Origin of the sequence: uncultured Intestinimonas sp. (assembly GCF_944387725.1) — a bacterium.
GTDB lineage: Bacteria > Bacillota > Clostridia > Oscillospirales > Oscillospiraceae > Intestinimonas.
Map to the genome: position 1 here is coordinate 1 of NZ_CALXGA010000032.1, position 22,613 is coordinate 22,613.

Here is a 22,613-nt window from a genome sequence, read left to right on the forward strand (position 1 = left end):
GGCGACCTATCTGGCCGGCCGGTATGTGGAGTTTGTGGTCTATCCTTTCTCCTTTGCGGAATTTATCGAGCTGTACCGCACCGTCTACCCGGATACCGATACCCGCCAGTGCTTCAGCAAGTATCTGACCGCAGGCGGTATGCCCTACTTGTCGAACCTCCGCTATGACGAAACAGCCAGCCGCCAGTATTTGCGGGACCTGTTTAACTCCGTGGAGTTCAAAGATATCGTCAAGCGAAACAACATCCGGGATGTGGACATGTTGGAACGGATCATTGCCTATGTGACCTCCAATATCGGCACCACCTTCTCCTCCACCGCCATTTCCAAGTATCTGAAAAGCGAAGGCCGGTCCGTATCGCCGGAGACAGTGCTGGGTTACATCAAGGCCTGCACCGACGCCTTTCTGTTCTACCAGGTGAAGCGGCAGGACTTACAGGGCAAGAAGATACTCACCGTCAACGAAAAATACTATGTGGCCGATCACGGTATCCGTGAAGCCGTGTTCGGAGGCAATAGGAAGGATATCAACCTGTTCCTGGAAAACATCGTCTACATGGAGCTCCTGCGCCGGGGTTACGCCGTTACTGTCGGCAAGGTGGGCGACAAGGAGATCGACTTCGTATGTGAGGACCAGGGGAACAAGCTGTATATTCAGGTGGCTTACCTGCTGGCCTCGGAAGATACCATCCAGCGGGAGTTTGGCGTCTATGACCGTGTCCGTGACAATTTTCCCAAGTACGTCGTCACCCTGGATGAGTTTGATATGAGCCGCAACGGGATCAAACACCGCAATATCCGGGACTTTCTGCTGCAGGAGGAATGGAACTGATAGTGTGCTTCCCCCTCATCTCTATATGTTATAAGAAAGACGGCCGTTTGTCTGTACGCTTTCATCCCTATTTGTGCAGACCATGTTACGGTCGGCATGGTGATTATTATGACCTCAAATACCATGAGGTCAACAAATACCAGCACAAACGCGTACGCACTCTCACTGCCAGAAAACTGGTTCGGTTGGTCATCCGGCTGCTGAAGGACAACCGTATATTCCGCCGGAGGGCTGAATACACCACTCGCCACTCTGACACCCGAGCCCTGTTTCAAAAATTGCAGGGGCAGGGCTTTGGTTTGTATTGTCTTTTTGCTGCCTACACCGCCCTTTTTACTCAGTTTCGCTCAAAATTTTCTTGCATCACCGTCTTGACTTCATACCATAGGACTTTGAGTCTTATTTTACCATCTTTCCTTGCACTTCGGGACTCAACTTTTATGAAAACACGCCAGAATCGGTTCAATCACAGCCCGAAAATGTTGGTCTAATTTCTCTGGTGTCTGCTTCATCCTTCCCTTGATCCACCAGAGTACCATCTCCACGAAACTGCCTGATATGTGGTTTACCAAAAAGTCGTCCGGCAAATTTTCGTTGGCATGACGGTTTTGCACGACAAACTGAGATTGGATCAGCCCACTCAGGCTATCCTTAAAATAGCGAAGAAAAATCTCGCTGCTCTCACAGGAAAGTAATTCAAGATTATTATTGTCATTTTCCTGCAAGTGTTGAAGCAGATGGAAGAAAATAGATTCCGGCGCACGGCCATCGGAGTATCGTCCGTGGGTGTGGGTACAGTCCTTTGCGCTGGATATGGCCGAACAGGTTTTCGCATAGCGCTTTTAATAATAGCTCATCCTTTGTCTCAAAATGAGCGTAAAATGTGGTGCGGCCCACATTGGCCCGGTCTATAATTTCCTGCACGGTAATGTGGCTGTAGCTTTGTTCCGCTAGGGCTTGTTTGAAAATTGGCGCTGTGTCCGGCAGCGAGGGATTTTGGGCCTCTGGCAAGCAATTTTTTCGCAGGAATCCTGGCGGATTTCAAGGAAAAATTGCGCCGTCCAGGGGGCAAAAGCCCCGCCGGTTGGGCATGTTGACATGTTTCAAACAAGCCCTAAGAGCAAACCAAACGCCTGAAAGACGGCCGCCCTGCGATACGATCCGCCATTTGGCGGGCCTTTGGCACGGCAATTTGTAAATTTTCTATGAACCCCCCTTGCAATTTTTAGGGGGAAGGATTATCATAGTGTTAGCACTCAGGATAGTTGAGTGCTAACACTATGTTTTTTACAAATGTTTAGATATAGGAGGCGCCAACCATGGCAAAAAAACAATTCAAGGCCGAATCCAAACGGCTGCTGGACCTGATGATCAACTCCATCTACACCCACAAGGAAATTTTCCTCCGGGAGCTGATCTCCAACGCCAGCGACGCGGTGGACAAGCTGGCCTATCGGGCCCTCACCGACGACAAGGTGGGGCTGGACCGCTCCGACTTCAAGATTACCCTGGTGCCGGACAAGGAGGCCAGGACCCTGACGGTGAGCGACAACGGCATCGGCATGACCAAGGAGGAGATGGAATCCAACCTGGGCACCATCGCCCGCAGCGGCTCCCTCCAGTTCAAGCAGGAGGTGGCCGCCAGGGCGGGGGAGGCCCAGAGCGCGGCCGACATCATCGGCCAGTTCGGCGTTGGCTTCTACTCGGCCTTTATGGTGGCCGACCAGGTCACGGTGATCTCCCGGGTCTACGGCAGTGAGGAGGCCTGGAAGTGGGAGTCCTCCGGGGCCGACGGCTACACCATGACTCCCTGCGAGAAGGAGGCGGTGGGCACCGACGTCATCCTCCACCTCAAGGCCAACACCGAGGACGACGACTATGACCAGTACCTCCAGCCCTACCGTCTGGACGAGCTGGTGAAGAAGTACTCCGACTATATCCGCTGTCCCATTGTCATGGAGATGGAGCACACGCATAGGAAACCCAAGCCCGAGGATGCCGGGGAGGACTACAAGCCCGAGTATGAGACCCACAGGGAGTGGGAGACCCTCAACTCCATGGTGCCCATCTGGCAGCGGCCCAGGAGCGAGGTCAAGGCCGAGGAGTACAACAACTTCTATAAAGAGAAGTTCGGGGACTGGGAGGACCCTCTCGCCGTCATCCATGTGAAGGCCGAGGGGGCCGTGGAGTACACCGCCCTCCTCTTCATCCCCGCCCACGCCCCCTTCAACTACTACAGCCGGGACTATGAGAAGGGCCTCCAGCTCTACTCCTCCGGGGTCCTCATCATGGACAAATGCGCCGGCCTGGTGCCCGATCACTTCTCCTTTGTCCGGGGGGTGGTGGACTCCCCCGACCTGTCCCTGAACATTTCCCGGGAAATGCTCCAGCACACCCGGGTCCTCCAGGTCATCTCCAACAACCTGGAGAAGAAGGTGAAGGCCGAGCTCCTGAAGCTCCAGAAGGAGGATCAGGAGAAGTACGAGAAGTTTTGGACCGCCTTCGGCCGCCAGCTCAAGTACGGCGTGGTGTCCGACTACGGCGCTCACAAGGATTTGCTCCGGGACCTGCTGCTCTTCTGGTCCTCCAAGGAGGGGAAGCACACCACCCTGGCCGCCTACAAGGACCGCATGGCCGAGGACCAGCCGTATATTTACCACCTCCAGTCCGAGAGCGTGGAACAGGCCGCCAGACTCCCCCAGGCCGAGCGCATCCTGGATCAGGGCTATGAAATTCTCTACCTCACCGAGGAGGTGGACGAGTTTGTCATGAACACCCTGGGCGAGGTGGACGGCAAGGCCCTCAAGAACGTCAACGACGACGACGCCCTCCCCGAGAGCGAGGAGGAGAAGGCCCAGACTGAGAAGAAGGCTGAGGAGAACAAGGATGTACTGGACTTTGTCAAGGAGACCCTGGGGGATCGGGTGAAGGACGTCCGCATCTCCCGCATCCTCAAATCCGCCCCGGTGTATATGACCGCCGACGGCCCCGTCTCCCTGGAGATGGAGAAGTATTTCCAGCGGATGGACCCCAACGCCGCCCGGGAGATGAAGGCCGCCCGGGTGCTGGAGCTCAACCCCGAATCCGGCGCCTTCGCCGCCCTCCGCTCCGCCCTGGACGAGGACAAGGAGAAGGCCAGGACCTACGCCGAGCTCCTCTATCAGCAGGCTCTGCTCATTGCCGGGCTGCCCCTGGAGGACCCGGCCGGGTACACCCAGCTGGTGTGCTCCCTGATGAAGTAACCCCCAAAAGAAGCCGCACCCGGCGGGAGGACGCCCTCCCGCCGGGTGTGTTTTATTTGTTCAAAAAATATTGGTAGCACCAATACTTTTCTGTGCATACTGGCGAACGCAATCGAAAATAGCTTCAAACGAAAGATAAAAATACTTCTAATTTTAGTAAACCTGCCTATTGCATTGGAAAATCTCCCCGTGGTATACTTTGCCTGTCGGAAGGGGAGCGGCCCCGAGCCCCCGCCGGCAAGCCCGCCGGGCCCCTGGCCCGCAGCGATCAGAAAGGAGGCCATGACAATGGTCATACCCATGCAGATTGAATCCTTTGAGGAGCTTCAAGCCCTTCAGCGTCTGGCCTGTCAGGTGGATGAGGACGTCTTCCTTCATGCGGAGGACGACTCCATCATGGTGGATGTGAAATCCTTCATCGGGCTCTTTACGCTGGACTTCTCCAAGCCGGTTTATGTGGTCACCGAGTCCCCGTATGTGATCCGCAAGCTGGCCAAGTGCAGGGTCTGAGACCCAACATAAGCAAACGCGCCCCCGTTCCCGACGCAGGGAAGGGGGCGCGTTTTTTATTCCCCGGTCAGGGGACGGCGGCGGTGCTCCACGGGGCCCCAGGCGGGGAGGGGGAGGCGCTGCATGGCGGAGAAGACCCGCTCCCGCAGGTCGGGGTACTGCTGGGAGAGGCTGCGGAGGAGCTCCTTGATCTCCTGGCGCTTGGTGGCCCCGTCGGCGGGGCAGGGGTTGAAGACCACCGGCAGGGGGATGGTGGCGGCGGCCTTGCGGAGCATCCACTCCGGGCAGTAGAGGAGGGGGCGGATTTGCGTCACCCCCGTCCGGTCCAGGTAGGTCACCGGCTGGAAGCAGGAGAGGCGGCCCTCGTAGAAGAGGGAGAGGAAGAAGGTCTCCACCGCGTCGTCGAAGTGGTGGCCCAGGGCGATCTTGGTGATGCCCCGCTCCAGGATGGCGTTGTGGAGGGCCCCCCGGCGCATTTTGGCGCACATGGAGCAGGGATTCTTCTCCTTGCGCAGGTCAAAGATGATGTGCTGGATTTCGGAGGGCAGGATGGTGTAGGGGACCCCCAGCTCCTGGCACAGCCCGGCCACGGGGGTAAAGTCCATCCGGGGGCCGCCGTCCACGGCCCCCATGTCCAGGGTGAATGCCTCCACCGTGAAGGGCTTGGGGTAGAAGGCGGAGAGCTTGGCCAGGGCGGCCAGCAGGGTCAGGGAGTCCTTTCCCCCGGAGACCCCCACGGCGATGCGGTCCCCGGCCTGGATCATGTCGTAGTCCTCTATGCAGCGGCGGGTATGGCTCAGAATGCGGTTCAGCATGGCGTCGATTCCTCTCTGTCCGAAATGGGTGCCCGGATATTGTACCACAGGATTCCCCTTTTCGGAAGCAGGAAAGTCCGCGAGGCCGGCGGGCGGGCTCACGCCCGCAGCGGGGGCAGGGCGGCGCAGACGGCCTCTGCCATCAGGCGGTGGCCCTCCCGGTTGGGGTGGAGGCCGTCCAGGTAGCGGCGGGGTCCCTCCGGGGCCAGGAGGCCGGGGAGGGAGAAGTTCACCGTCTTCACGCCGGAGGCTTTGCAGAAGTCCTCCAGCCAGGTCCGGTAGGCGGCAAAGACCGTGGCGAGGGCCTGGTAGTCAGTCATCGACAGCCAGGGCTCCGGGATGCCCTCGGCGTGGATGGGGGGGAGCAGACCCACCATGGGGCGGATGCCGGCGGCCTCCGCCTGCCGGACCATAGCCATCAGGTTCAGCCGGGCGGGGGCGTCGCTGCCGCCGTAGATGATGTCGTTGGCACCCCCCATCAGCAGGACCCGGTGGGGGCCCTGGTCCAGTACGTCCCGGCCAAAACGGGCGAGCATACCCCCGGTGGTGTCCCCGTTCACCCCCCGGTTCACCAGGGTGTGGCCGGAGCGCTCCGCCGCCAGGCTCACCCAGCAATCCTTCCGGGGGACGCCGTAGCCGTAGGTCAGGCTGTCCCCCAGGCAGACCACCTTCACAGCGTCCGCGCCAGAGCGGCGCGGACGGTTCCGGCGGTGTTTCTGGCTTTCTTTCCCTCCATGGGGTCATCCTCCTTCTTATGTCCTAACGTGGTTCTCTGTTGGTCAGTATACCCCAACCGGGGGCCGGACGCAAGAGCCATTCGCCGTCCCGGCCGCCGGATCGGGGCGTTCCTTTCCATGGAAAATTTCTTTTGCTTGCGTTTTGTTCCAAAATGCGCTATGATATACTTTATATAGAAAACCCGCCGGCATTGCGTACGGCGCTCAGGAGGCTTTCGCATTGTTCAATCAGAGGCAGTTAGAGATTATTGACCTGTTGCAGACAGAGGACCGGGTCAGCGTCAGCGAGCTGACCCAGCGCTTCGGGGTCTCCCTGGTGACTGTGCGGCAGGACTTAAAGAAGCTGGAGGACCAGGGGGTGCTCAAACGCACCCACGGCGGGGCCATCCCCGTGGACAACGGCTACGACACCTCCACCCGCATGTGGAACAACTACGAGCAGAAGCTCCGCATCGCCCAGCGGGCGGCTGAAATGGTCTCCGACGGAGAGACCGTCATTGTGGAAACCGGCTCCACCTGCTCCCTTCTGGCCCGAGAGCTGGCCACCAAGCGGAGGGTCACCGTCATCACCAACTCCGTGTTTTTGTGCAACTTCGTCCGCCGGTGCCCCTCCCTGGACGTGGTGCTGCTGGGCGGCTCCTTCCAGCACGACGCCGAGGCCAATGTGGGCCCCCTCACCAAGCTGGGGCTGGCCCAGTTTTCCGTGGACAAGTGCTTCATCGGCGCCGACGCCATCAGCGCCGAGAAGGGGGTCTCCACCATCAACCTCTTCCGGGCCGAGGTGGCCCGGGCTATGGTGAAATCGGCCCGGAAGATGATCGTCCTGGCCACCTCCGACAAGGTGGGGGCCAACGCTGTGGCCTCCAGCTTCCCCCTTACCGCCGTCCACACCTTCATCACCGACAGCGACCTGAGCCAGGAGGGCCGGGACCTGATGGAGCGATCCGGCGTAGAGGTCCTTACCGTCTGAAAAAGCACCGCCCCGGCCCTTTTTGGACCGGGGCGTTCTTCTGCCCTATCCCGGCAGGCGGACGGTAAAGCAGGTCCCCTCCTCCTCACGGCTCTGGACGGTGATGGTCCCCCGGTGGCTGTCCACAATGCTCTTGGCAATGGCCAGACCCAGGCCGTAGCCCCCGGAGCTCCTGGCCCGGGAGTTGTCGGCCCGGTAAAACCGCTCGAAGAGGTGCTCCAGGTGCTCCGGCGGGATGGCCGGGCCGGTGTTCCGCACCGTCAGGCAGGCGCCCCCCTTCTCCCCCCGGGCCAGGGCCACCCGGACCTGTCCCTGGGGCCCGGCGTACTTCACGGCGTTGTCCAGGAGAATGGCCGCCAGCCGCCGGAGCTCCTCGCTCCGGCCCCGGACGGTGACGCCGCTCTGGATGCCGCTCTCCAGGGTGACCCCCTGTTCAAAGGCCACAGGCTCGAAGGGCAGCAGGGCGCTCCACAGCAGCTCCGCGAGGTCCACGGTCTGGGCGGGGGCCTGGTCCCGGCCGGCGTCGTGCCGGGCCAGGAAGAGCAGGTCCTCCACCAGCTCCCGCATTCGCTGGGCCTCCTCCCGGATGTACTCCACCCACTTGCGCTGCTGGGCCACCGTCTGCTCCGGGTGCCGGAGGAGGATGCCCGTGTTGGTGAGGATGACGGTGAGAGGGGTTTTGAGCTCATGGGAGGCGTCGGCCACGAAGCGCCGCTGCTGTTCCCAGGCCCGCTCCGCCGGCTGGAGGGCCAGGCCGGAGAGGAGCAGGGAGATGAGGAAGAAGGCCCCCAGGGCCAGGGCCCCCACCAGCAGGAAGGACCCCACCATGGACCAGAGGGTGGACCGCTCCCAGCCCCGGTCGGCGAAGGCGATGCGGGTCTCCCCGTCGGGGCCGGTCTCCCGGAGGTAGCGCAGGTCCAGCTCCGGGATGACCCCCTCCTCCCCCTGGGCCAGGGCCACCGCCAGCTCCACCGTCTCGCTGGAGACCGAGACGTTGCCGCCCCCCATGACCTCCGCCGCCTCCCCGTTTTCATCCAGCGTCACGGTGAAGACCGGCACCATGAAGACCCGGGAGGCCTCCTCCGGGGGGCCGGCGGCGAACTCGAAGCGGTCCGGGCCCTCGTCGCTCCAGAGGAGGGCCGCCCGCAGGGCGGTCCGGCTCTGATTGGCCAGCCGCTGGTAGTTGGAGGCCACCAGGGCCGCGAAGACCATCAGGAGCACCAGGGCCACCAGCAGCATGTTGGTGAGGACGAACTTCCGCCGCAGCTTTCGGATCACGCGCCCTCCACCTCCAGGTAGTACCCCACCTTCCGCACCGTGCGGATGGTGACCTGAGAATCCAGAAACTGGAGCTTTTTCCGCAGAAAGGAGACGTAGACCTCCACGTTGTTGTCTTCGGCAAAGCTCTCCGCCCCCCAGACCTTCAGGATGATCTCCTCCTTGGGCACCACCATTTTGGGATAGGCGATCAAAATCCGCAGCACCTCGAACTCCTTGAAGCCCAGGCGCACCTCCCGCTCGCCCCGCTGGAGGCAGCGGGTGGAGAGGTTCAGGATCAGGCCGGCGTAGGAGAGAACCTCGGTCTGGACCTCCCCCTGCCGCCGGGCCAGAGCCCGGATGCGGGCCAGCAGCTCCTCCGAGGCGAAGGGCTTGGTCATATAGTCGTCCGCCCCGCGGTCCAGTCCCGCCACCTTGTCGGAGACCTCGTCCCGGGCGGTAAGCATGAGGATGGGGGTGGAGATGTGGGCCTCCCGCAGCTGCCGGGCCACCTCCAGGCCGTCCAGGCCCGGGAGCATCCCGTCGAGCACAATGACGTCGTACTGCCCGGTGAGGGCGTACGCCAGGCCGTCGGGGCCGTTGTAGGTGAGGTCGGCCAGATACCGCTGCTCCTCCATAATCTGTCCCAGGGCCTCGGCCAGGCGCGCCTCATCCTCCACAATTAAAACTCGCATGTCAGATCCCTCCTGTCGGCGCCGATTCTATCAGCGCAAGCTGAAATCTGTCTGAAATCCGCCCGGTTTCTCTCAGTATAACCCCTGCCGCATCCTGCCGCAACCCCTCCGCAGGATTCACAAATTGTTCACGCATCCTTCAAAGTTTATACAATCATTTTCCGCCGCCGTATGGTATCCTATGAGCGTGGACAGGATAACGAAAGCATTCTTCATCATCTCCAACCTCCTCTCTTTCTCAACACAGGAAAGCGCTCCGCCGGCAGGCGGGGCGTTTTTCCATATCTTTCCCTCTCCTTCTTCTCTCAAGCGTTCGATGGAGGCTTCGCGCCTGTCCACAGCACGGACGGCCCCGGCATCCCCCTGGGGAGATGCCGGGGCCGTCTTTTCGCCGGATGTACCGGGGATAGAAAAACAGGATTGAAGAACCGCCGGAAAACGGCTATAATGGTAATAATCGTGTCTGCCGCGTCCACCGCAAATCTGTCACGGTGCAAAGGAGGGCTTTTTATGCCCCTGCGATATGATCTGGTCCCCATGGACCGCTCTCACCTGGAGGGAGTGCTGGCCATCGAAAGGACCTGCTTCCACCCCCCCTGGTCGGAGCAGGTCTTTGTGGATGCCCTCTGCAACGACGCCGTCTCCCTCATTGCGGCCCAGGCCGGGGACGGGCGAGTCCTGGGGTATGCGGCCTTGTCGGTGGTCCTGGACGAGGGGAGCCTGGACAAGATCGCCGTGGACCCGGCCTGCCGCCGCCAGGGGGTGGGGGAGGAGCTGCTGAAGGTCTTTCTGCGCTTCGGGCGGGCCCATCTGGCCTTTCTCACCCTGGAGGTCCGGGCCGGCAACGCCGCCGCCATCGGCCTCTATGAGAAGCTGGGCTTCCGGCAGGCGGGCCGGCGGAAGAACTACTACCCCCAGGAGCACGAGGACGCCCTGCTGATGACGGCGCAGTTCCCCCGCATCGGGGTGGATTAGGGCTTGTTTGAAAATTGGCGATGTGTCCAGCAGCGAGGGATTTTGGGCCGCTGGCAAGCGATTTTTTCGCAGGAATCCTGGCGGATTTCAAGGAAAAATTGCGCTGTCCAGGGGGCAAAAGCCCCGCCGGTTGGGCATGTTGACATTTTTCAAACAAGCCCTAGGACAGGTCCTCTGTCTCCAGCCCCTCCAGGCCCGTGCCCAGCCCCAGGCCCAGCCGGACCCCGGCGGCGAAGGCCAGAAGCCCCCACTCGTAGACCCGGGCCTCCACTGCGTCCTCCAGCTCCAGCGCCCCGGAGGGCTTGACGGCGTTCCACCAGGAGAGGGCCCTTTGATAGGCGTGGCCGTCCGTTCGGACCCTTTCCATATAGGTATCATATAAGGTCAGAAGGATATCATTCATTGGGGACACCTCCAAATTGAGACTTTATAGGACATATAATATACGTCTTACTTTGACTTGTCAAGAGGGAATGATGGGTATGCTGCATCACCGCCTGCGGGAGCTGCGGAAGAAAAGAAAACTGAACCAGACGGAGGCGGGGGCGCTGCTGGGGGTGAAGCTCCGGCAGTATCAGCGCTATGAGCGCAACGAGCAGCCTTTGAGCATGGAGGGCTGGATTCTCCTGGCGGACTTTTACAATGTCTCCCTGGACTACCTGGTGGGCCGCTCCGACGACCCCAAGCGGTACGGAGCGTTTGGAGTGTCTGGCCTGTGTCAGGAAGGGGAGACAGGCGCCCCTTGAAGAATGACTAAAATAGTCAATTTACAGTTTCAATTATAATTGACTATAATGGTCATGTCAAGAGGGGAGGGGAGAATATGGCGAAAAAAAGGCGGACGCGCCTGAAGGAATTGCGGGAGAGCCGCGGACTGAAACAGAGCGACCTGGCCGAGCAGATGGGGGTCGTGCCGCGGCAATATTTTCGATATGAGCACGGGGAGCAGGAACCCAATTTGGCGGGCTGGATTCTCCTGGCGGACTTTTACGACGTCTCCCTGGACTACCTGGTGGGCCGCTCCGACGACCCCAAGCGGTACGGAGCCCCAGGAAAATCGGAAGCAGAAAGAGAGGTTTGAACGATGGAACTCAGACGAATGGACCGGGACGAGCTGACCGCCCTGTATGAACAAGAGATGGTATATGATTTCCCACCGGACGAGCGCAAGCCCCTGCGGGCCATGCTCCGGCTGATGGACAGGGGGTGCTACGACCCCCTGCTGGCGGTGGAGGACGGATCGCCTATGGGCTACGCCCTGCTCTGGCTGCCGGAGAGCCGGGAGGGGGCCCTTCTGGAATACCTGGGAGTCCTCCGGGGGAAGCGCAACGGCGGCGCCGGGGCCCGTATCCTGGCCGCCCTGGGGGAGCAATATTCCCAGCTCTTTGGGGAGGCCGAGGCACCCACCTCCGGAGACCCGGCGGAGGATGAGCTGCGCCGGCGGCGCATCGGCTTCTACCTGCGCAACGGCTTCCGGGCGCTGGACTACCAGTGCGCCATGTTCGGCGTCCACTTCCAGTGCCTCTACCGGGGCCCCGAGACCGATGACCACAAGGTGGAGGCCCTCCACCGGGGGGTCTACGCCGGCTATTTCTCTCCCGCCCACATGGCGCGGTATATTCAGCTCCCCCTGGCTCCGGGGGAGGAAATCCACCCGGCCCCCCGCTGGATGGAGGAGGACGAGGAGGAGATCTTTCCATGAACATCCTGGCCTTTGAGTCCTCCTGCGACGAGACGGCCGCCGCCGTGGTCCGGGACGGCCGCACGGTCCTCTCGGACGTCATCGCCTCCCAGGCGGATATGCACGCCGTCTATGGCGGCGTGGTGCCGGAGATTGCCTCCCGGAAGCACATCGAGGCCATCGCAGGCCTGGCGGACGCCGCCCTGGAGGGGGCGGGACTGGAGAAGTCCCAGGTGGACGCTGTGGCCGTCACCTACGGCCCCGGCCTCATCGGGGCCCTGCTGGTGGGGGTGAACTTCGCCAAGGCGGCGGCCTACGGCCTGGGGGTGCCCCTGATCCCCGTCCACCACATCCGGGGGCACATCTCGGCCAACTATATCGCCCACCCGGACCTGGAGCCCCCCTTTGTCTGCCTGTGCGTCTCCGGCGGCGCCACACTCATTGTGGATGTCCGGGACTACACCGAGATGGAGGTCCTGGGGGCCACCCGGGACGACGCGGCGGGGGAATGCTTCGACAAGGTGGCCCGGGTGCTGGGCCTGGGATACCCCGGCGGGGCCCCTCTGGACCGCCTGGCCCGGGGGGGGGATGACAAGCGCTACGCCTTCCCCCAGGTCCATGTCCACGACGCCCCCCTGGACCTCTCCTTTTCCGGACTCAAGACGGCGGCGGTCAACCTCATCCACAACGCCGGGCAGAAGGGGGAGGCGCTGGACCTGCCATCTCTGGCGGCCTCCTTCGCGGCGGCGGTCAGTGAGATGCTGGTGCCTCGGGTTATGGAGGCGGCCCGGCGCCGGGGCTGCGGAAAAATCGCGGTGGCCGGCGGTGTGGCGGCCAACTCCCGCATCCGGAGGGACCTGGAACGGGCCTGCGCCCAGTCCGGGGACCGGCTCTATCTGCCGCCCCTGTCCCTGTGCGGGGACAACGGGGCCATGATCGGCTGTCAGGCCTACTACGAGTTCCAGGCGGGGCGCACGGCGGGCATGGACTTAAACGCCTACGCCAACCGGGAGATTGAGATCGGCTGAGGGCCCGTGTGTATTTTCCGGAGCCCTGAGTTCCGGCATGGGAGGAAGGATACCCTTGAAAACCGGCATTGTCCTGGAGGGCGGAGCCCTTCGGACCATTTTTTCCAGCGGCGTCTGCGATGCCCTGGTGGAGGCGGGACTGCTGCCCGACTATGTGGTGGGGGTCTCGGCGGGCATCGCCTACGGGGTGAGCTATGTCTCCCGGCAGCCACGCCGGAACCTGGAGATTTTGACCCGGTACGCCAACGACAAGCGGTACATGGGCAAGCGGAACCTCTTCAAGCCCTCCAACCGCTGTTATTTCGGCCTAAAATTCGCCTATGAGGACATCCCCAACCGGCTGGTGCCCTTCGACTATGACACCTTCGCCGCCTTCCCTGGGGAGGTGGAGGCGGTGGTGACCAATCTGGAGACCGGAGAGGCGGAGTACCTCCCGGTGCCCCGGCGGGATGCCCAGTTCCAGGTCCTCCAGGCCACTTGTGCCATGCCCCTGCTCTTTCCCATCTACCATTTGGGCGGAATCCTCTGCCTGGACGGGGGCACCGCCGACAGCATTCCCTATGGCCGGGCGGTCCGCAAGGGCTGCGGCCGGGTGGTGGTGGTCCTGACCCGGGAGCGGAGCTACCGCCGGGCGCCGGAGCGGGGCCAGGCCCTGGTGGACCTGCGCTACCGGCGCTACCCCAGCTTCTGCGCCGCCATGCGCAGCCGGGCAGAGCGGTACAACGCCTGCCGGGCGGAGCTCTTCCGGCTGGAAAAGGAGGGGAAGCTTCTCCTCTTCGCCCCCAAGAGCACCCAGGGCTTTTCCCGCACCGAGCGGGACGTGGACAAGATTAAGGCCCTCTGGCAGGACGGCTACGACCAGGGCCGGGCCCGGGCGGAGGAGGTCCGGGCCTTTTGGGGGCAGTAAAAAGGACATCCCGCCGCTTCGGTCCTAAGGGTCCGGGGCGGCGGGATGTTTTTTGGCGGGGTCAGAGTCCCCGGTGCAGCAGCCGCTGGGCCAGCTCTCCCAGACGGCTCCGTCGGGGGGCGGGGGGCGGGGCGGCGTCGTCGGGGGGCTCCTGCTGCCGTGCCTCCTCCAGGAAGACGGCCTGGGCGTCCACCGGCGGGCCGCCGGCGTCGGGGACGGGGACATAGCGGCCGTCAGGGGTCAGGCGCCGGGCCTTGACGTTGTCGGCCAGCAGGACCTCGACATCGTGCAGAATCTGCCGCCGGACTTCCTCGTCCAGAATGGGGCAGGCAATCTCCACCCGCCGCTGTGTGTTTCGGGTCATGAGGTCGGCGGAGCCGATGTAGATTCTGGCGTCGGGACCCGCGCCGAAGAGGAAGATACGGGGGTGCTCCAGAAAGCGGCCCACGATGGAGAAGACCTGGATGCGGTCGGTCCGGTCCGGCACCCCCGGCCGGAGGCAGCAGATGCCCCGGACGTTCATCACAATCTCCACCCCGGCCCGGCTGGCCTCGGAGAGCTTGTCGATGAGGTCCCGGTCGGTGACCGAGTTGCACTTGAGGAAGATGTAGGCCGGCTGTCCCGCCCGGGCCTTGGCGATCTCCCCGTCGATGAGGGAGAGGAGCCGGGGCTTGAGGCTGTGGGGGGCCGCCAGCAGGTGGCGGTATTCCCCGTCCAGGTTGGCGGTGGACAGGTTCTGGAAGAAGGCGGCGGCGTCGGCCCCGATGGCGGGGTTGGCCGTCATCAGGGAGAGGTCGGTGTAGAGCTTGGCCGTCTTTTCGTTGTAGTTGCCGGTGCCCACCTGGGTGATGTGCTGGATGTGGCCGCGCTCCTTCCGGGTGATGAGGCAGATTTTGGAGTGGACCTTGACGCCCTCGAAGCCGTAGAGGAGGGTGCAGCCGGCCTCCTCCAGCCGCTCGGCCCACTGGATGTTGTTCTGCTCGTCGAACCGGGCCCGCAGCTCCATGAGCACGGTGACGTCCTTGCCGTTCTCGGCGGCGTCGGCCAGGTACTCGATGAGCTTGGTCTGGGCGGCCAGGCGGTAGATGGTGATCTTGATGGAGAGGACGGCGGGGTCGTTGGCGGCCTCCTTCACCAGCTTCAGGAAGGGGTCCATGGAGTGGTAGGGGTAGAAGAGGAGCACGTCCCGGCGCAGGACCTGGGACAGGATGCTCTCCCCCCGGTTGAGCCCGGCGGGAAAGCGGGGCTGGAAGGGGGGATAGCACAGGGCGGCCCGGCTCTCTTCCGGGAGCTGGCCCTCCAGGGCATAGACATAGTCCAGGGCCAGGGGGGACTTGGAGCGGAAGACCTGATCCTTGGACAGCTCCAGCCTCCGGCACAGGGCGGCGGTCATGGCCTCGCTGGCCTCCCCCTGGATCTCCAGGCGCACCGGGGCCAGCCGGGAGCGCTTTTTGAGCACCTTGCGCATGTGCTGGCGGTAGTCGTCGTTGACGTCAAAGTCCTCGTCCGCCGGGGAGAGATCGGCGTTGCGGGTGACGGAGATCACCGCCCGGCTCACCACCTGGTACTGGTCGAAGAGCTCCGCCACAAAGGACAGGACCACATGCTCGGTGAGCACATACCGCAGCCCCCGCTCGCTCAGGCGCAGATAGGGGGGCAGGCTCTTGGGGATGGGGACCAGGCCGAAGCAGTTCTGCCCGTTCCGCTTGAGCTCCACCGCCACGTTCAGGGCCTTGCTGGGCAGGTGGGGGAAGGGGTGGAGGGGGTCCACCACCTGGGGGGAGAGGATGGGGCGCACATAGTCCCGAAAGTACCGCTCGCACTGCTTGCGCTCCTTCACATCCAGCTCCGGCAGGGTCAGGGAGCAGATGTTGCAGGCGCGCAGCCGGGTCTCCAGCTGGTGGAGGAGCTTGTCCCGCTGCTTGTAGAGGGGGCCCGCGGCGTGGAAGACGGCGGCGAGCTGCTGGGCGGGGGTGAGGCCGCTCTTGGAGTCGATGTGGTTGTGCTTGACCAGATTCATGTCGCATAGGGAGCCCACCCGGATCATAAAGAACTCGTCCAAGTTGCTGGTGAAGATGGCGGCGAACTTGAGCCGCTCGAAGAGAGGGACCGACTCGTCCCGGGCCTCCTCCATGACCCGCTCGTTGAAGCGCAGCCAGGAGAGTTCTCGCTCCTGGGTGTAGCTGTAATCCCGCGTGTGGTGGTCCGACATGCCTGTCACGCTCCCGTCTTCAGGACCCGGTCCATGAGGTAACCCTCCCGGACGCCGGCGGAGGAGGCGGACACCGTCTCCACCCCGCAGGTCTTGACAATGGCGTTGAGAATGATAAGGCCGGGGAAGAGGGTGTGGACCCGGTCGGGGGCCGAGCGCAGGAGCTGCCGCAGGACGTCCTTTCCCCCGGCCTTTAAAAACCGGTAGAGGTCCCGAAGCTCTCCGGCGGACAGGGTCCGCAGCTCCGGGTCCCGGCGGCAGACGTCGTTGCACAGCTTCACCAGGGCCCGGATGGTACCGCCCACGCCGCAGAGGTATTGGCTGCGGATGTTTGCCGCCCCGGCCCGGTCCAGCAGCTCCCGGACGTGGGCGCGCATGGCCCTGCGCTCGGCCTTGGTGGGGAAGAGGTCCTCGGCGTAGTGGGTGTAGAGGGACAGGGAGCCCACCGGCAGGGAGCAGGCCGTGGTGATGGCCATGTCCTCATAGGCCACCAGCTCGAAGGAGCCGCCGCCGATGTCGGCCAGGACCCCGGTGGGCACCCCGCCGGGCAGGACGGCCCCCTTAAAGGAGAGTGCGGCCTCCTCCTCTCCGGAGAGGACCTCCACCCCAACGCCGGTGACGTCCCGGATGGTCTGGACGGCCTCGGCGGTATTGACGATGTTCCGCAGGGAGGCAGTGGCGAAGACCCGCATGTCCCGGACGTTGAAGTTGTCCAGCAGGGCCCGGTAGCCCGCCAGGGTGCGGCAGGCCACCAGGATGCCGCTGTCGGAGAGGACGCCGTGGTGTACATAGCCGGCCAGACCGGCCATGGTCTTCTTGTTGAGGAGGAGGCGGAACTGTCCCTCCTCCCATTGGTAGATGGACAGGCGGATGGTGTTGGAGCCCAGGTCCACGATGCCGCAGAGCATGGAGATCATCCCCGCTTTCTTTCGAATGTATATATACTATATTGTATCCGGTCCCGGCCCCGGACGCAACGTATTTGACAGAGATTTTACATCCGGCCCCCGGCAGAGGCTCCGTTGGGCCTCCTGGACCGCCCGCTGGGCGGCAATCAGGGCCAGATTGCTGCCCAGGGCCTCAAAAAAAGCGGACAGGAGCTCCAGGCTCTCTGGGCTCCTGTCCTGGGCCAGCCAGATGGCCGCCGCCCCCAGGACCGTCACGGCCTCGCCGCCGGGGCCCGCCGTTCCTCCCTCCATCCTGCCGCCCCCCTTTCCCTCCAGTCTATGTGGACGGACGGGCCGGGGTGTGGTAAGATGGAGCAGAGCCAGTCCCGGCTCCGGCGGGGTCAGGGGGCCAGATCCTGGGGGACGGCCTCCCCGCCCAGGCGGTGGACAAAGGTCCGCATTTCCGCCCGGGAGGTGATCCGGCGGGTCTGTTCGATGAGGTCCCGCTGCTGATCCGGGGAGAGGCTGGCGAAGCGCTCCATGGCGGACAGGTTTTGGGAGAGGGCCATGCCGAAGCCCAGGGGCAGGCCGGCCAGTGGATTCAGGGCGTCCATACCATCACCTTCCTTTTTTGCGGGGCGCCGCTGTCAGCTTTCCCCCCAGGGGACCGGAATATTCCGCCCTGCCGGGCGGAGGAGAGAAAGAGGGGTATGTATGACACTGATGAAAGCGCTGGAGGCCTACCGGCCCTGGAATGAGCAGGAGGCGCGGGACCGGGCGGTGCTGCTGGATTTACTGCGCACCGGGCGGGACCTGTGGACCCGGCAGGACCCTACCGCCCATCTGACGGCCTCGGCCTGGGTGGTGAACTCCGGCTGGAGCCGGGTTTTGATGGCCTACCACAACCTCTACGGCTCCTGGTCCTGGCTGGGGGGCCACGCCGACGGGGAGCGGGACCTGCTCTCCGCGGCCCTGCGGGAGGTCCGGGAGGAGAGCGGCCTGGCGGCGGTGCAGCCAGTCCGAAGGGACCTCTTTTCCCTGGAGATTCTGACGGTGGAGGGCCACGAGAAGGGGGGGCGCTATGTGCCCTCGCACCTGCACCTGAATGTGACCTATCTGCTGGAGGCCGATGACCGCCAGCCTCTCCGGGTCAAGCCAGACGAGAACCGGGCGGTGGCCTGGTTTGGCCGGGAGGAGGCGGTGGCGGCCTCCTCGGAGCCCTGGTTCCAGGCGCGCATCTACCGCAAGCTCAACGACAAGCTCTCCGCCCTGGAGCGGTAAGCGGGCTACCAGCTTTTGCCCAGGTCGGGGCGGACGGCCAGGTCGAGGATGTCGGCGGCGTCATAGAACCGGAGGTAGCGGTCCCGCTGCCAGCGCAGGGTGGTGCCGTCTGGGTGGAGGCGGTCGCAGATGACGGCGGAGAGGTCGCTTTTGATCTTGGAGTAGGACTCGACGCCCACAGAGGCGAAGACGCGGAAGCCCATGCTGTGGAGATACTGGAGCATGGGGCCGGACTGGGCCACGTCATCCCCGTCGGGCCGGGAGCCGTGGGGGTAGAAGAGAATCTGGGTGGGTCCCACCAGGCTGCCAACCTCCTCCAGCCAGCGCTCTGTGTCGGTCTGGACCGACGCCAGGGTCCGGGTGGCGCTGCCCAGGTTGATGTGGCCCCAGGTGTGGGAGCCGAAGGTCCATCCCGTCTCCCGGAGCCGCTGGATCACCGGCCGCACCGCCTCGATTTCACTCTGCCGGAAGGCATCGAAGGCCGGGCGGTTGGGGTCGCCGGCTGGGAGGTCGCGGTCGTTCTGGGTCCGGTAGCCCAGGATGCCCTGGTAGCCGGTGAGAGAGAAGATGGCCTTGGCCCCGTTGAGGGAGAAGTCCGGGTGCTCCAGCACAAACTGGTCCAGGAGGGTGGTGGCGTCCAGGTCCTGGGTCAGGAAGGTCTCCTGGGTGTAGGGGTCGGTGCACTGAGCCCAGATTTGGCCGTCCGCTCCCACCACCAGCCTGGAGGTGAAGCCCTCCTCCAGCATGTAGTCATAGTAGTTCACATCGTCGAAGGAGAGCACCAGGGGCTTTTTCCCCTCCGGGAGCATGAGGGTGTTACGGACCATGTGGGCGCCGGTCTCGTCGGTGACCTCGCTCCAGACGTCTTCTATGGCGACCAGAATATAGCCCTTCTCATAGAGGCTGTTCAAAATCTTTTTGTACTCCTCCACCGTCAGCATCCAGTCGTCCAGGCCCTCCTTTTGGGACTGGGGGGAGGGGCAGTCGTGGAAGGCCCACTGGGGATAGGCGATGACGGGGTGGAAGAAGAGGTGCTCCACCGTCTGATTGGGGCCCCAGGCTTGGGTGAGCTGGGCCTCCGTCCAGTAGCTCCGCACTGCGTCATAGGGGTCGGACTCTGGGGTGGGCTCCGGCGTGGGGGCAGGGGCTGTCTCCTCCGGCCCGGGCGTGGGGAGCGTTTCCCCCGGTCCGGGGGTGGGGACGGACTCTCCGCCCGGCGCTCCGCAGGCGGTCAGAAAGAGGGCGAGGGCCAGCAGCAGGGCTCCCAGGCGTGTATGACGGATCATGGATGATTCCTCCTGTGTATTGGGTCTGTCTGTCTATCATACGACGAGATACGAGGAAAAGCACTACAAATGGGTTACGAAACGGAGTCAGTTTTCTCCACCCCAGGGGACCCTTTGGACCAGCAGGATAGAGGCGCCGCCGGTGACAGCGCCGGTGACCACGCCGGCCAGCAGCAGGGGGGGCAGGTAGACCACCGGGGCCGGAGAACCCAGCACGGCCATGGCGGCGAGTATCTGCCCGGTGTTGTGGGCGGCGGCCCCGGCGATGCACACCCCGAAGAGGGAGAGCCCCGGCAGGCGGAGCAGCAGCCACATGGCCAGGAAGGCCAGGACGCCCCCGGTGAGGGAGTAGGCCAGGGCGGAGAGGTTCCCCCCCACCAGGGCCCCCAGCAGGCACCGGGCCAGGAGAATGGCGAAGGACTCCCCCGGGGAGAGGCGGCACAGGGCGAAGACGGTGACCAGGTTGGCCAGCCCCAGCCGCAGGCCGGGCAGGGGGACAAGCACGGCGAGGGGGACCAGGCCCTCGCACACAGAGATGGCCAAAGCCAGGGCGGCGAGCACCGCGCAGCGGGTGAGGCGGCGGACGTTGATCCTCATGGTCCACCCCCCTCAGCCGGTGACAGCGTCCGCCTGAGGGGCGTCGCTGCCGGTGACGGTGATGATGAGGCGGTTGGGCAGGCAGACGATCTGCCCCCCGGCCCGGGAGACCCATCCGGTGTGGACGCAGTCCTGGCTGGGGCAGTCGCTGTGGGCGACCCGGATGCGCCCCGGCTGGGCCTCCACGGTGATGGGGTAGGCCGCTCCGGGCACGTCGAAAGAGACCGCCCCGGTGAGGGCGCTCAGGGGGAGCTCGGTGACCACTTCCTGATCTAGGACGATTTGGGCAGTCAAAAAGTTGCCCCCCTTGGGCAGCAGCAGGAAAAAAACCAGGCCGGCGGCGGCCAGAACGGCCAGAACCACCAGGGCGTCCCCAGGGGTGGGGCGCAGGCGCTCAGCGGCGGACAATCTCATAGGTATAGCCCGCCTCCTCTCCGTGGAGCTGGAGGCCCTCCTCCAGGCCCTGGGTGACGTAGATCCTCTGGTCCTCTGTGACCAGGATGAGCTCCATCCCGGCCACTGTTCCCTCCCCGGCGCGCCAGAGCTCCAGGGCCCGGTCCAGGCCCAGGACGAAGAGGGCGGTGGACCAGGCGTCGGCCAGGGCGGGGCCGGCGGCCACGGTGGTCACCGACAGCAGGCCGGACTGGGCGGGATAGCCGGTGGCGGGGTCGATGATGTGGTGGTAGGCGGCGCCGCCGGATGTGAAATACCGCTCATACCCGCCGGAGGTGGAGCAGGTGAGGCCGCCGCCCAGGGCGATGGTGCACAGGTAGCTCTCCTCGGAGTCCAGGGGGTCGGTGACCAGCACCCGGAAGGGCTGGCCGTCGGGACGGCTCCCCAGGGCGGTGATGTTGCCCCCCAGGGAGAGGATGGCGTTCTCCACCCCGTGGGCGGTCAGGGCCTGGACCACATAGGCGGCAGAGGCCCCCTTGGCGATGCCCCCCAGGTCCACCGCCTGGCCCGCCAGGGGCAGGGCGGCGGCATAGGAGCCGTCCTCCAGGGCGGCGGCCTGGGGGAGGTCCCGGGTGAGGGGGAGGAGGGCGGAGAGCTCCTCCTGGCCGGGGACCCGGTGGACAGCAGTGGCCTCGCTCTCGGTGAGGCCGAAGCCCCAGGCGTCCATCACCGGGGCCAGGACAGGGTCAAAGGCCAGGCCGCTCTCCCGGGCGGCGGCGGCGGCGGTCTCCAGCAGCCCGGCGGTCTCCGGCTGGATGGGGACTGCCGTGCCGTCCCCGGCGTGGGCGTTGAGGCGGCTGACGTCGCTCTCGGGCCGGGTGCGGGACCAGAGGGCCTCCAGGCGGTTGATCTCCTGCTGAGCGGCTACCAGGGCGGCGGCGGTGTCGCCGTCGTAGGCCGTGATGGACATGAGGGTGTCCATGGCGAAAAAATACTGGGTGTCGCCGGCAGCCGGACCCTGGGAGGAGGCGGGCTGGTCCGCCCCGCAGCCGCACAGGAGGGCCCAGGCCAGGAGAAGAGGGAGAAGACGTTTCATAGCTTTCCTCACGTTCCATAAAAAGATGAATTGATTGTATCATATCGTCCCCTTTCTGGCAACCTAAGGAGGAACCGTCAAAACCCAGCCGCCGGGGAAGGGCGGACCCTCCGCAGACCCCGTTTCGCCGGGGGACAGAGAAGAAAGTATTCCCAGTTTGTTGTTTTTTCTTGTTGCAAATTGGCGCGGTTTCTGGTAGAATACCATCTGTTAGACTGGCCGCAGACCGGAGCCGGCCATCAAAGAGCATCATACAAGGAGATGGATCCATGAACAAAGAGAAACGCGCGGCGGAGAAGCGCGCGGCGCGGAGCCACAAGGAGGATGTGGTCCTCAACCGGGTGCTGGTGTGGTTTGGCGCCGCCGTGGTCGCCGAGCTTCTCCTGCTTCTGATCAACCGCTATTATATCAACTACACCACCCGCCCCGGAGAGATTGAGTTTGCCGCAGCCCTTCTCCACGCTTTCCCCATTATCATCGGCGTCACCGCTGTGGCCGCTGTGGTCTGTGTGGTCTGGGCGGTCATGTGCGCACAGAAGGGGAAGCGCTGCCTGCTGCCCGGTGTGCTGGCCTGGATTTTTGCGGCCCTGCTGGTGATCTCCGCTGTGACTTATATTTTCAGCGGCACGGGGGTCCAATTTCTGTGCGGACTGGTTCCCGCCGCCGCAGTGATGGCCCTGGTCTATTACCTCTACCAGCGGGAGTTTTTCGTCATCACCGTCCTCTCCGCCATGGGCATTGTGGGCCTGTGGCTGATCCGCCGGGCCGCCGGAAATCACCAGGTGGTGGTCTACGCCTATATGGCCGTGACTGCGGTGGTCCTCATCGCGGCGGCTCTGGCCTGCCGGGTGATGCAGAAGAGCGATGGTTTCCTGACCCTGGGGGGGAAGAAGCTGTCCGTCTTCAACCGGGGAGCCACCTATGGCATGGTGTACCTGACCTGCGCCGTGGTGGCTGTGGCGGTGGCCGCCGGGCTGGCGCTGGGCGCCAGCGCGGCCTACTACCTCATGATTGCCCTGGTGGGCTGGCTCTTTGTGATGGCCGTGTACTACACTGTGAAGCTCATGTGAGCCCGTTTATTGGATGCAAAAAGGACGCCCGCGGGCGTCCTTTTTTGTCATCCTGCCCCGCTTCCTATGGAAATATCCGCCGGGTTGTGGTATCCTGTAAAAAAGAGCTTTGGAGGATACCGGCATGACAGAGGTACAGCAG

Annotated in this window: 28 protein-coding genes; 12 read left to right on the top strand and 16 right to left on the bottom strand. The window is 63.9% G+C overall.

What is annotated here, in order from left to right:
- Nucleotides 1-832 (top strand): ATP-binding protein (locus tag Q0K09_RS06170; RefSeq protein WP_294474309.1); only part of this gene is annotated, 832 nt, incomplete at its 5' end.
- 431 nt (nucleotides 833-1,263) lie between these two features.
- On the opposite strand, the gene Q0K09_RS06180 is transcribed toward Q0K09_RS06170, so the two are convergent.
- Both Q0K09_RS06180 and Q0K09_RS06185 read right to left on the bottom strand, forming a co-directional pair.
- Nucleotides 1,264-1,557, bottom strand: a complete 294-nt coding sequence (locus Q0K09_RS06180; RefSeq protein ID WP_294474312.1) for a TetR-like C-terminal domain-containing protein — start codon at nucleotides 1,555-1,557, stop codon at nucleotides 1,264-1,266.
- Entirely contained in the window at nucleotides 1,544-1,756 is a 213-nt protein-coding gene (locus tag Q0K09_RS06185; protein WP_294474375.1) for a TetR/AcrR family transcriptional regulator, read from the bottom strand. Before Q0K09_RS06185 ends, Q0K09_RS06180 begins: the two co-directional genes overlap by 14 nt.
- A gap of 395 nt (nucleotides 1,757-2,151) precedes the next feature.
- On the opposite strand from Q0K09_RS06185, the gene htpG reads away from it, so the two are divergent.
- A complete protein-coding gene (htpG, locus tag Q0K09_RS06190; protein ID WP_294474315.1) occupies nucleotides 2,152-4,074 on the top strand; it encodes a molecular chaperone HtpG in 1,923 nt (640 codons plus the stop codon).
- Nucleotides 4,075-4,362: 288 nt separating this feature from the next.
- A complete protein-coding gene (locus Q0K09_RS06195) occupies nucleotides 4,363-4,584 on the top strand; it encodes a hypothetical protein (protein WP_294474317.1) in 222 nt (73 codons plus the stop codon).
- 56 nt (nucleotides 4,585-4,640) lie between these two features.
- Here the strand turns inward: Q0K09_RS06195 and Q0K09_RS06200 are convergent, their stop codons facing one another.
- Together Q0K09_RS06200 and Q0K09_RS06205 are read right to left on the bottom strand one after the other, a co-directional pair.
- Nucleotides 4,641-5,399 (bottom strand): ATP-binding protein, encoded by a 759-nt coding sequence (locus Q0K09_RS06200; protein ID WP_294474320.1) that lies wholly within the window; start codon nucleotides 5,397-5,399, stop codon nucleotides 4,641-4,643.
- Nucleotides 5,400-5,497: 98 nt separating this feature from the next.
- The gene (locus tag Q0K09_RS06205) at nucleotides 5,498-6,073 is read right to left on the bottom strand and encodes a GDSL-type esterase/lipase family protein (RefSeq protein ID WP_294474323.1); all 576 of its coding nucleotides are present in this window, start codon (nucleotides 6,071-6,073) and stop codon (nucleotides 5,498-5,500) included.
- 283 nt (nucleotides 6,074-6,356) lie between these two features.
- Here Q0K09_RS06205 and Q0K09_RS06210 point away from each other — a divergent pair, with 283 nt between their 5' ends.
- Nucleotides 6,357-7,106: a DeoR/GlpR family DNA-binding transcription regulator gene (locus tag Q0K09_RS06210; protein WP_294474327.1), complete on the top strand. Its 750-nt coding sequence runs from the start codon at nucleotides 6,357-6,359 to the stop codon at nucleotides 7,104-7,106.
- 45 nt (nucleotides 7,107-7,151) lie between these two features.
- Here the strand turns inward: Q0K09_RS06210 and Q0K09_RS06215 are convergent, their stop codons facing one another.
- The 3 genes from Q0K09_RS06215 to Q0K09_RS06225 form a co-directional block, all read right to left on the bottom strand.
- Nucleotides 7,152-8,384 (bottom strand): HAMP domain-containing sensor histidine kinase, encoded by a 1,233-nt coding sequence (locus Q0K09_RS06215; RefSeq protein ID WP_294474329.1) that lies wholly within the window; start codon nucleotides 8,382-8,384, stop codon nucleotides 7,152-7,154.
- On the bottom strand, nucleotides 8,381-9,058 hold the full coding sequence (locus Q0K09_RS06220) for a response regulator transcription factor (RefSeq protein WP_294474330.1): 678 nt from the start codon (nucleotides 9,056-9,058) through the stop codon (nucleotides 8,381-8,383). Before Q0K09_RS06220 ends, Q0K09_RS06215 begins: the two co-directional genes overlap by 4 nt.
- 117 nt (nucleotides 9,059-9,175) lie before the next feature.
- Nucleotides 9,176-9,397, bottom strand: coding sequence for a hypothetical protein (locus Q0K09_RS06225; protein WP_294474332.1), 222 nt, complete (start codon nucleotides 9,395-9,397; stop codon nucleotides 9,176-9,178).
- 171 nt (nucleotides 9,398-9,568) lie between these two features.
- Here Q0K09_RS06225 and rimI point away from each other — a divergent pair, with 171 nt between their 5' ends.
- Nucleotides 9,569-10,033: a ribosomal protein S18-alanine N-acetyltransferase gene (gene rimI, locus Q0K09_RS06230; RefSeq protein ID WP_294474334.1), complete on the top strand. Its 465-nt coding sequence runs from the start codon at nucleotides 9,569-9,571 to the stop codon at nucleotides 10,031-10,033.
- Nucleotides 10,034-10,193: 160 nt separating this feature from the next.
- Here the strand turns inward: rimI and Q0K09_RS06235 are convergent, their stop codons facing one another.
- The gene (locus Q0K09_RS06235; protein ID WP_294474337.1) at nucleotides 10,194-10,436 is read right to left on the bottom strand and encodes a hypothetical protein; all 243 of its coding nucleotides are present in this window, start codon (nucleotides 10,434-10,436) and stop codon (nucleotides 10,194-10,196) included.
- 79 nt (nucleotides 10,437-10,515) lie between these two features.
- Between Q0K09_RS06235 and Q0K09_RS06240 the strand changes: the two genes are divergently transcribed.
- The 5 genes from Q0K09_RS06240 to Q0K09_RS06260 all read left to right on the top strand — a co-directional run bounded on the left by Q0K09_RS06240 (nucleotide 10,516) and on the right by Q0K09_RS06260 (nucleotide 13,649).
- Nucleotides 10,516-10,779 (top strand): helix-turn-helix transcriptional regulator, encoded by a 264-nt coding sequence (locus tag Q0K09_RS06240; protein ID WP_294474339.1) that lies wholly within the window; start codon nucleotides 10,516-10,518, stop codon nucleotides 10,777-10,779.
- Nucleotides 10,780-10,856: 77 nt separating this feature from the next.
- Entirely contained in the window at nucleotides 10,857-11,114 is a 258-nt protein-coding gene (locus Q0K09_RS06245; protein WP_294474342.1) for a helix-turn-helix transcriptional regulator, read from the top strand.
- 3 nt (nucleotides 11,115-11,117) lie between these two features.
- Entirely contained in the window at nucleotides 11,118-11,735 is a 618-nt protein-coding gene (locus Q0K09_RS06250; protein ID WP_294474344.1) for a GNAT family N-acetyltransferase, read from the top strand.
- Complete coding sequence (gene tsaD, locus Q0K09_RS06255; RefSeq protein ID WP_294474346.1) at nucleotides 11,732-12,742, top strand: tRNA (adenosine(37)-N6)-threonylcarbamoyltransferase complex transferase subunit TsaD; 1,011 nt, start codon at nucleotides 11,732-11,734, stop codon at nucleotides 12,740-12,742. The genes Q0K09_RS06250 and tsaD overlap by 4 nt, the downstream gene beginning before the upstream one ends.
- Before the next feature lie 55 nt (nucleotides 12,743-12,797).
- On the top strand, nucleotides 12,798-13,649 hold the full coding sequence (locus Q0K09_RS06260; protein ID WP_294474348.1) for a patatin family protein: 852 nt from the start codon (nucleotides 12,798-12,800) through the stop codon (nucleotides 13,647-13,649).
- Nucleotides 13,650-13,710: 61 nt separating this feature from the next.
- On the opposite strand, the gene ppk1 is transcribed toward Q0K09_RS06260, so the two are convergent.
- The 4 genes from ppk1 to Q0K09_RS06280 all read right to left on the bottom strand — a co-directional run bounded on the left by ppk1 (nucleotide 13,711) and on the right by Q0K09_RS06280 (nucleotide 17,362).
- Complete coding sequence (gene ppk1 / locus Q0K09_RS06265; protein ID WP_294474351.1) at nucleotides 13,711-15,861, bottom strand: polyphosphate kinase 1; 2,151 nt, start codon at nucleotides 15,859-15,861, stop codon at nucleotides 13,711-13,713.
- Nucleotides 15,862-15,866: 5 nt separating this feature from the next.
- The gene (locus Q0K09_RS06270) at nucleotides 15,867-16,778 is read right to left on the bottom strand and encodes a phosphatase (protein ID WP_294474354.1); all 912 of its coding nucleotides are present in this window, start codon (nucleotides 16,776-16,778) and stop codon (nucleotides 15,867-15,869) included.
- Between the two features lie 27 nt (nucleotides 16,779-16,805).
- The gene (locus Q0K09_RS06275) at nucleotides 16,806-17,060 is read right to left on the bottom strand and encodes a DUF6774 domain-containing protein (protein WP_294474356.1); all 255 of its coding nucleotides are present in this window, start codon (nucleotides 17,058-17,060) and stop codon (nucleotides 16,806-16,808) included.
- Between the two features lie 89 nt (nucleotides 17,061-17,149).
- Nucleotides 17,150-17,362: a hypothetical protein gene (locus Q0K09_RS06280; RefSeq protein ID WP_294474359.1), complete on the bottom strand. Its 213-nt coding sequence runs from the start codon at nucleotides 17,360-17,362 to the stop codon at nucleotides 17,150-17,152.
- A gap of 100 nt (nucleotides 17,363-17,462) precedes the next feature.
- Between Q0K09_RS06280 and Q0K09_RS06285 the strand changes: the two genes are divergently transcribed.
- Nucleotides 17,463-18,029: an NUDIX hydrolase gene (locus Q0K09_RS06285; protein WP_294474361.1), complete on the top strand. Its 567-nt coding sequence runs from the start codon at nucleotides 17,463-17,465 to the stop codon at nucleotides 18,027-18,029.
- Between the two features lie 5 nt (nucleotides 18,030-18,034).
- Here the strand turns inward: Q0K09_RS06285 and Q0K09_RS06290 are convergent, their stop codons facing one another.
- The 4 genes from Q0K09_RS06290 to Q0K09_RS06305 form a co-directional block, all read right to left on the bottom strand.
- Nucleotides 18,035-19,315 (bottom strand): hydrolase, encoded by a 1,281-nt coding sequence (locus Q0K09_RS06290; protein ID WP_294474363.1) that lies wholly within the window; start codon nucleotides 19,313-19,315, stop codon nucleotides 18,035-18,037.
- A gap of 87 nt (nucleotides 19,316-19,402) precedes the next feature.
- Nucleotides 19,403-19,912, bottom strand: a complete 510-nt coding sequence (locus Q0K09_RS06295; protein ID WP_294474365.1) for a Gx transporter family protein — start codon at nucleotides 19,910-19,912, stop codon at nucleotides 19,403-19,405.
- Between the two features lie 12 nt (nucleotides 19,913-19,924).
- Nucleotides 19,925-20,326 (bottom strand): NusG domain II-containing protein, encoded by a 402-nt coding sequence (locus Q0K09_RS06300; RefSeq protein WP_294474367.1) that lies wholly within the window; start codon nucleotides 20,324-20,326, stop codon nucleotides 19,925-19,927.
- A complete protein-coding gene (locus Q0K09_RS06305) occupies nucleotides 20,307-21,401 on the bottom strand; it encodes an FAD:protein FMN transferase (RefSeq protein ID WP_294474370.1) in 1,095 nt (364 codons plus the stop codon). Before Q0K09_RS06305 ends, Q0K09_RS06300 begins: the two co-directional genes overlap by 20 nt.
- Before the next feature lie 269 nt (nucleotides 21,402-21,670).
- On the opposite strand from Q0K09_RS06305, the gene Q0K09_RS06310 reads away from it, so the two are divergent.
- The gene (locus Q0K09_RS06310; protein ID WP_294474372.1) at nucleotides 21,671-22,471 is read left to right on the top strand and encodes a hypothetical protein; all 801 of its coding nucleotides are present in this window, start codon (nucleotides 21,671-21,673) and stop codon (nucleotides 22,469-22,471) included.
- Nucleotides 22,472-22,613 lie beyond the last annotated feature (142 nt).

Excerpts from the sequence above, each read along its gene's own strand:
- Q0K09_RS06195 (WP_294474317.1), top strand. The coding sequence starts at position 4,363 with ATGGTCATACCCATGCAGATTGAATCCTTTGAGGAGCTTCAAGCCCTT.
- Q0K09_RS06220 (WP_294474330.1), bottom strand. The coding sequence starts at position 9,058 with ATGCGAGTTTTAATTGTGGAGGATGAGGCGCGCCTGGCCGAGGCCCTG.
- tsaD (WP_294474346.1), top strand. The coding sequence starts at position 11,732 with ATGAACATCCTGGCCTTTGAGTCCTCCTGCGACGAGACGGCCGCCGCC.
- Q0K09_RS06270 (WP_294474354.1), bottom strand. The coding sequence starts at position 16,778 with ATGATCTCCATGCTCTGCGGCATCGTGGACCTGGGCTCCAACACCATC.
- rimI (WP_294474334.1), top strand. The coding sequence starts at position 9,569 with ATGCCCCTGCGATATGATCTGGTCCCCATGGACCGCTCTCACCTGGAG.
- Q0K09_RS06280 (WP_294474359.1), bottom strand. The coding sequence starts at position 17,362 with ATGGACGCCCTGAATCCACTGGCCGGCCTGCCCCTGGGCTTCGGCATG.
- Q0K09_RS06300 (WP_294474367.1), bottom strand. The coding sequence starts at position 20,326 with ATGAGATTGTCCGCCGCTGAGCGCCTGCGCCCCACCCCTGGGGACGCC.
- Q0K09_RS06310 (WP_294474372.1), top strand. The coding sequence starts at position 21,671 with ATGAACAAAGAGAAACGCGCGGCGGAGAAGCGCGCGGCGCGGAGCCAC.
- Q0K09_RS06305 (WP_294474370.1), bottom strand. The coding sequence starts at position 21,401 with ATGAAACGTCTTCTCCCTCTTCTCCTGGCCTGGGCCCTCCTGTGCGGC.
- Q0K09_RS06245 (WP_294474342.1), top strand. The coding sequence starts at position 10,857 with ATGGCGAAAAAAAGGCGGACGCGCCTGAAGGAATTGCGGGAGAGCCGC.
- Q0K09_RS06285 (WP_294474361.1), top strand. The coding sequence starts at position 17,463 with ATGACACTGATGAAAGCGCTGGAGGCCTACCGGCCCTGGAATGAGCAG.
- Q0K09_RS06290 (WP_294474363.1), bottom strand. The coding sequence starts at position 19,315 with ATGATCCGTCATACACGCCTGGGAGCCCTGCTGCTGGCCCTCGCCCTC.
- Q0K09_RS06275 (WP_294474356.1), bottom strand. The coding sequence starts at position 17,060 with ATGGAGGGAGGAACGGCGGGCCCCGGCGGCGAGGCCGTGACGGTCCTG.
- ppk1 (WP_294474351.1), bottom strand. The coding sequence starts at position 15,861 with ATGTCGGACCACCACACGCGGGATTACAGCTACACCCAGGAGCGAGAA.
- Q0K09_RS06240 (WP_294474339.1), top strand. The coding sequence starts at position 10,516 with ATGCTGCATCACCGCCTGCGGGAGCTGCGGAAGAAAAGAAAACTGAAC.
- Q0K09_RS06250 (WP_294474344.1), top strand. The coding sequence starts at position 11,118 with ATGGAACTCAGACGAATGGACCGGGACGAGCTGACCGCCCTGTATGAA.
- Q0K09_RS06200 (WP_294474320.1), bottom strand. The coding sequence starts at position 5,399 with ATGCTGAACCGCATTCTGAGCCATACCCGCCGCTGCATAGAGGACTAC.
- Q0K09_RS06295 (WP_294474365.1), bottom strand. The coding sequence starts at position 19,912 with ATGAGGATCAACGTCCGCCGCCTCACCCGCTGCGCGGTGCTCGCCGCC.
- htpG (WP_294474315.1), top strand. The coding sequence starts at position 2,152 with ATGGCAAAAAAACAATTCAAGGCCGAATCCAAACGGCTGCTGGACCTG.
- Q0K09_RS06235 (WP_294474337.1), bottom strand. The coding sequence starts at position 10,436 with ATGAATGATATCCTTCTGACCTTATATGATACCTATATGGAAAGGGTC.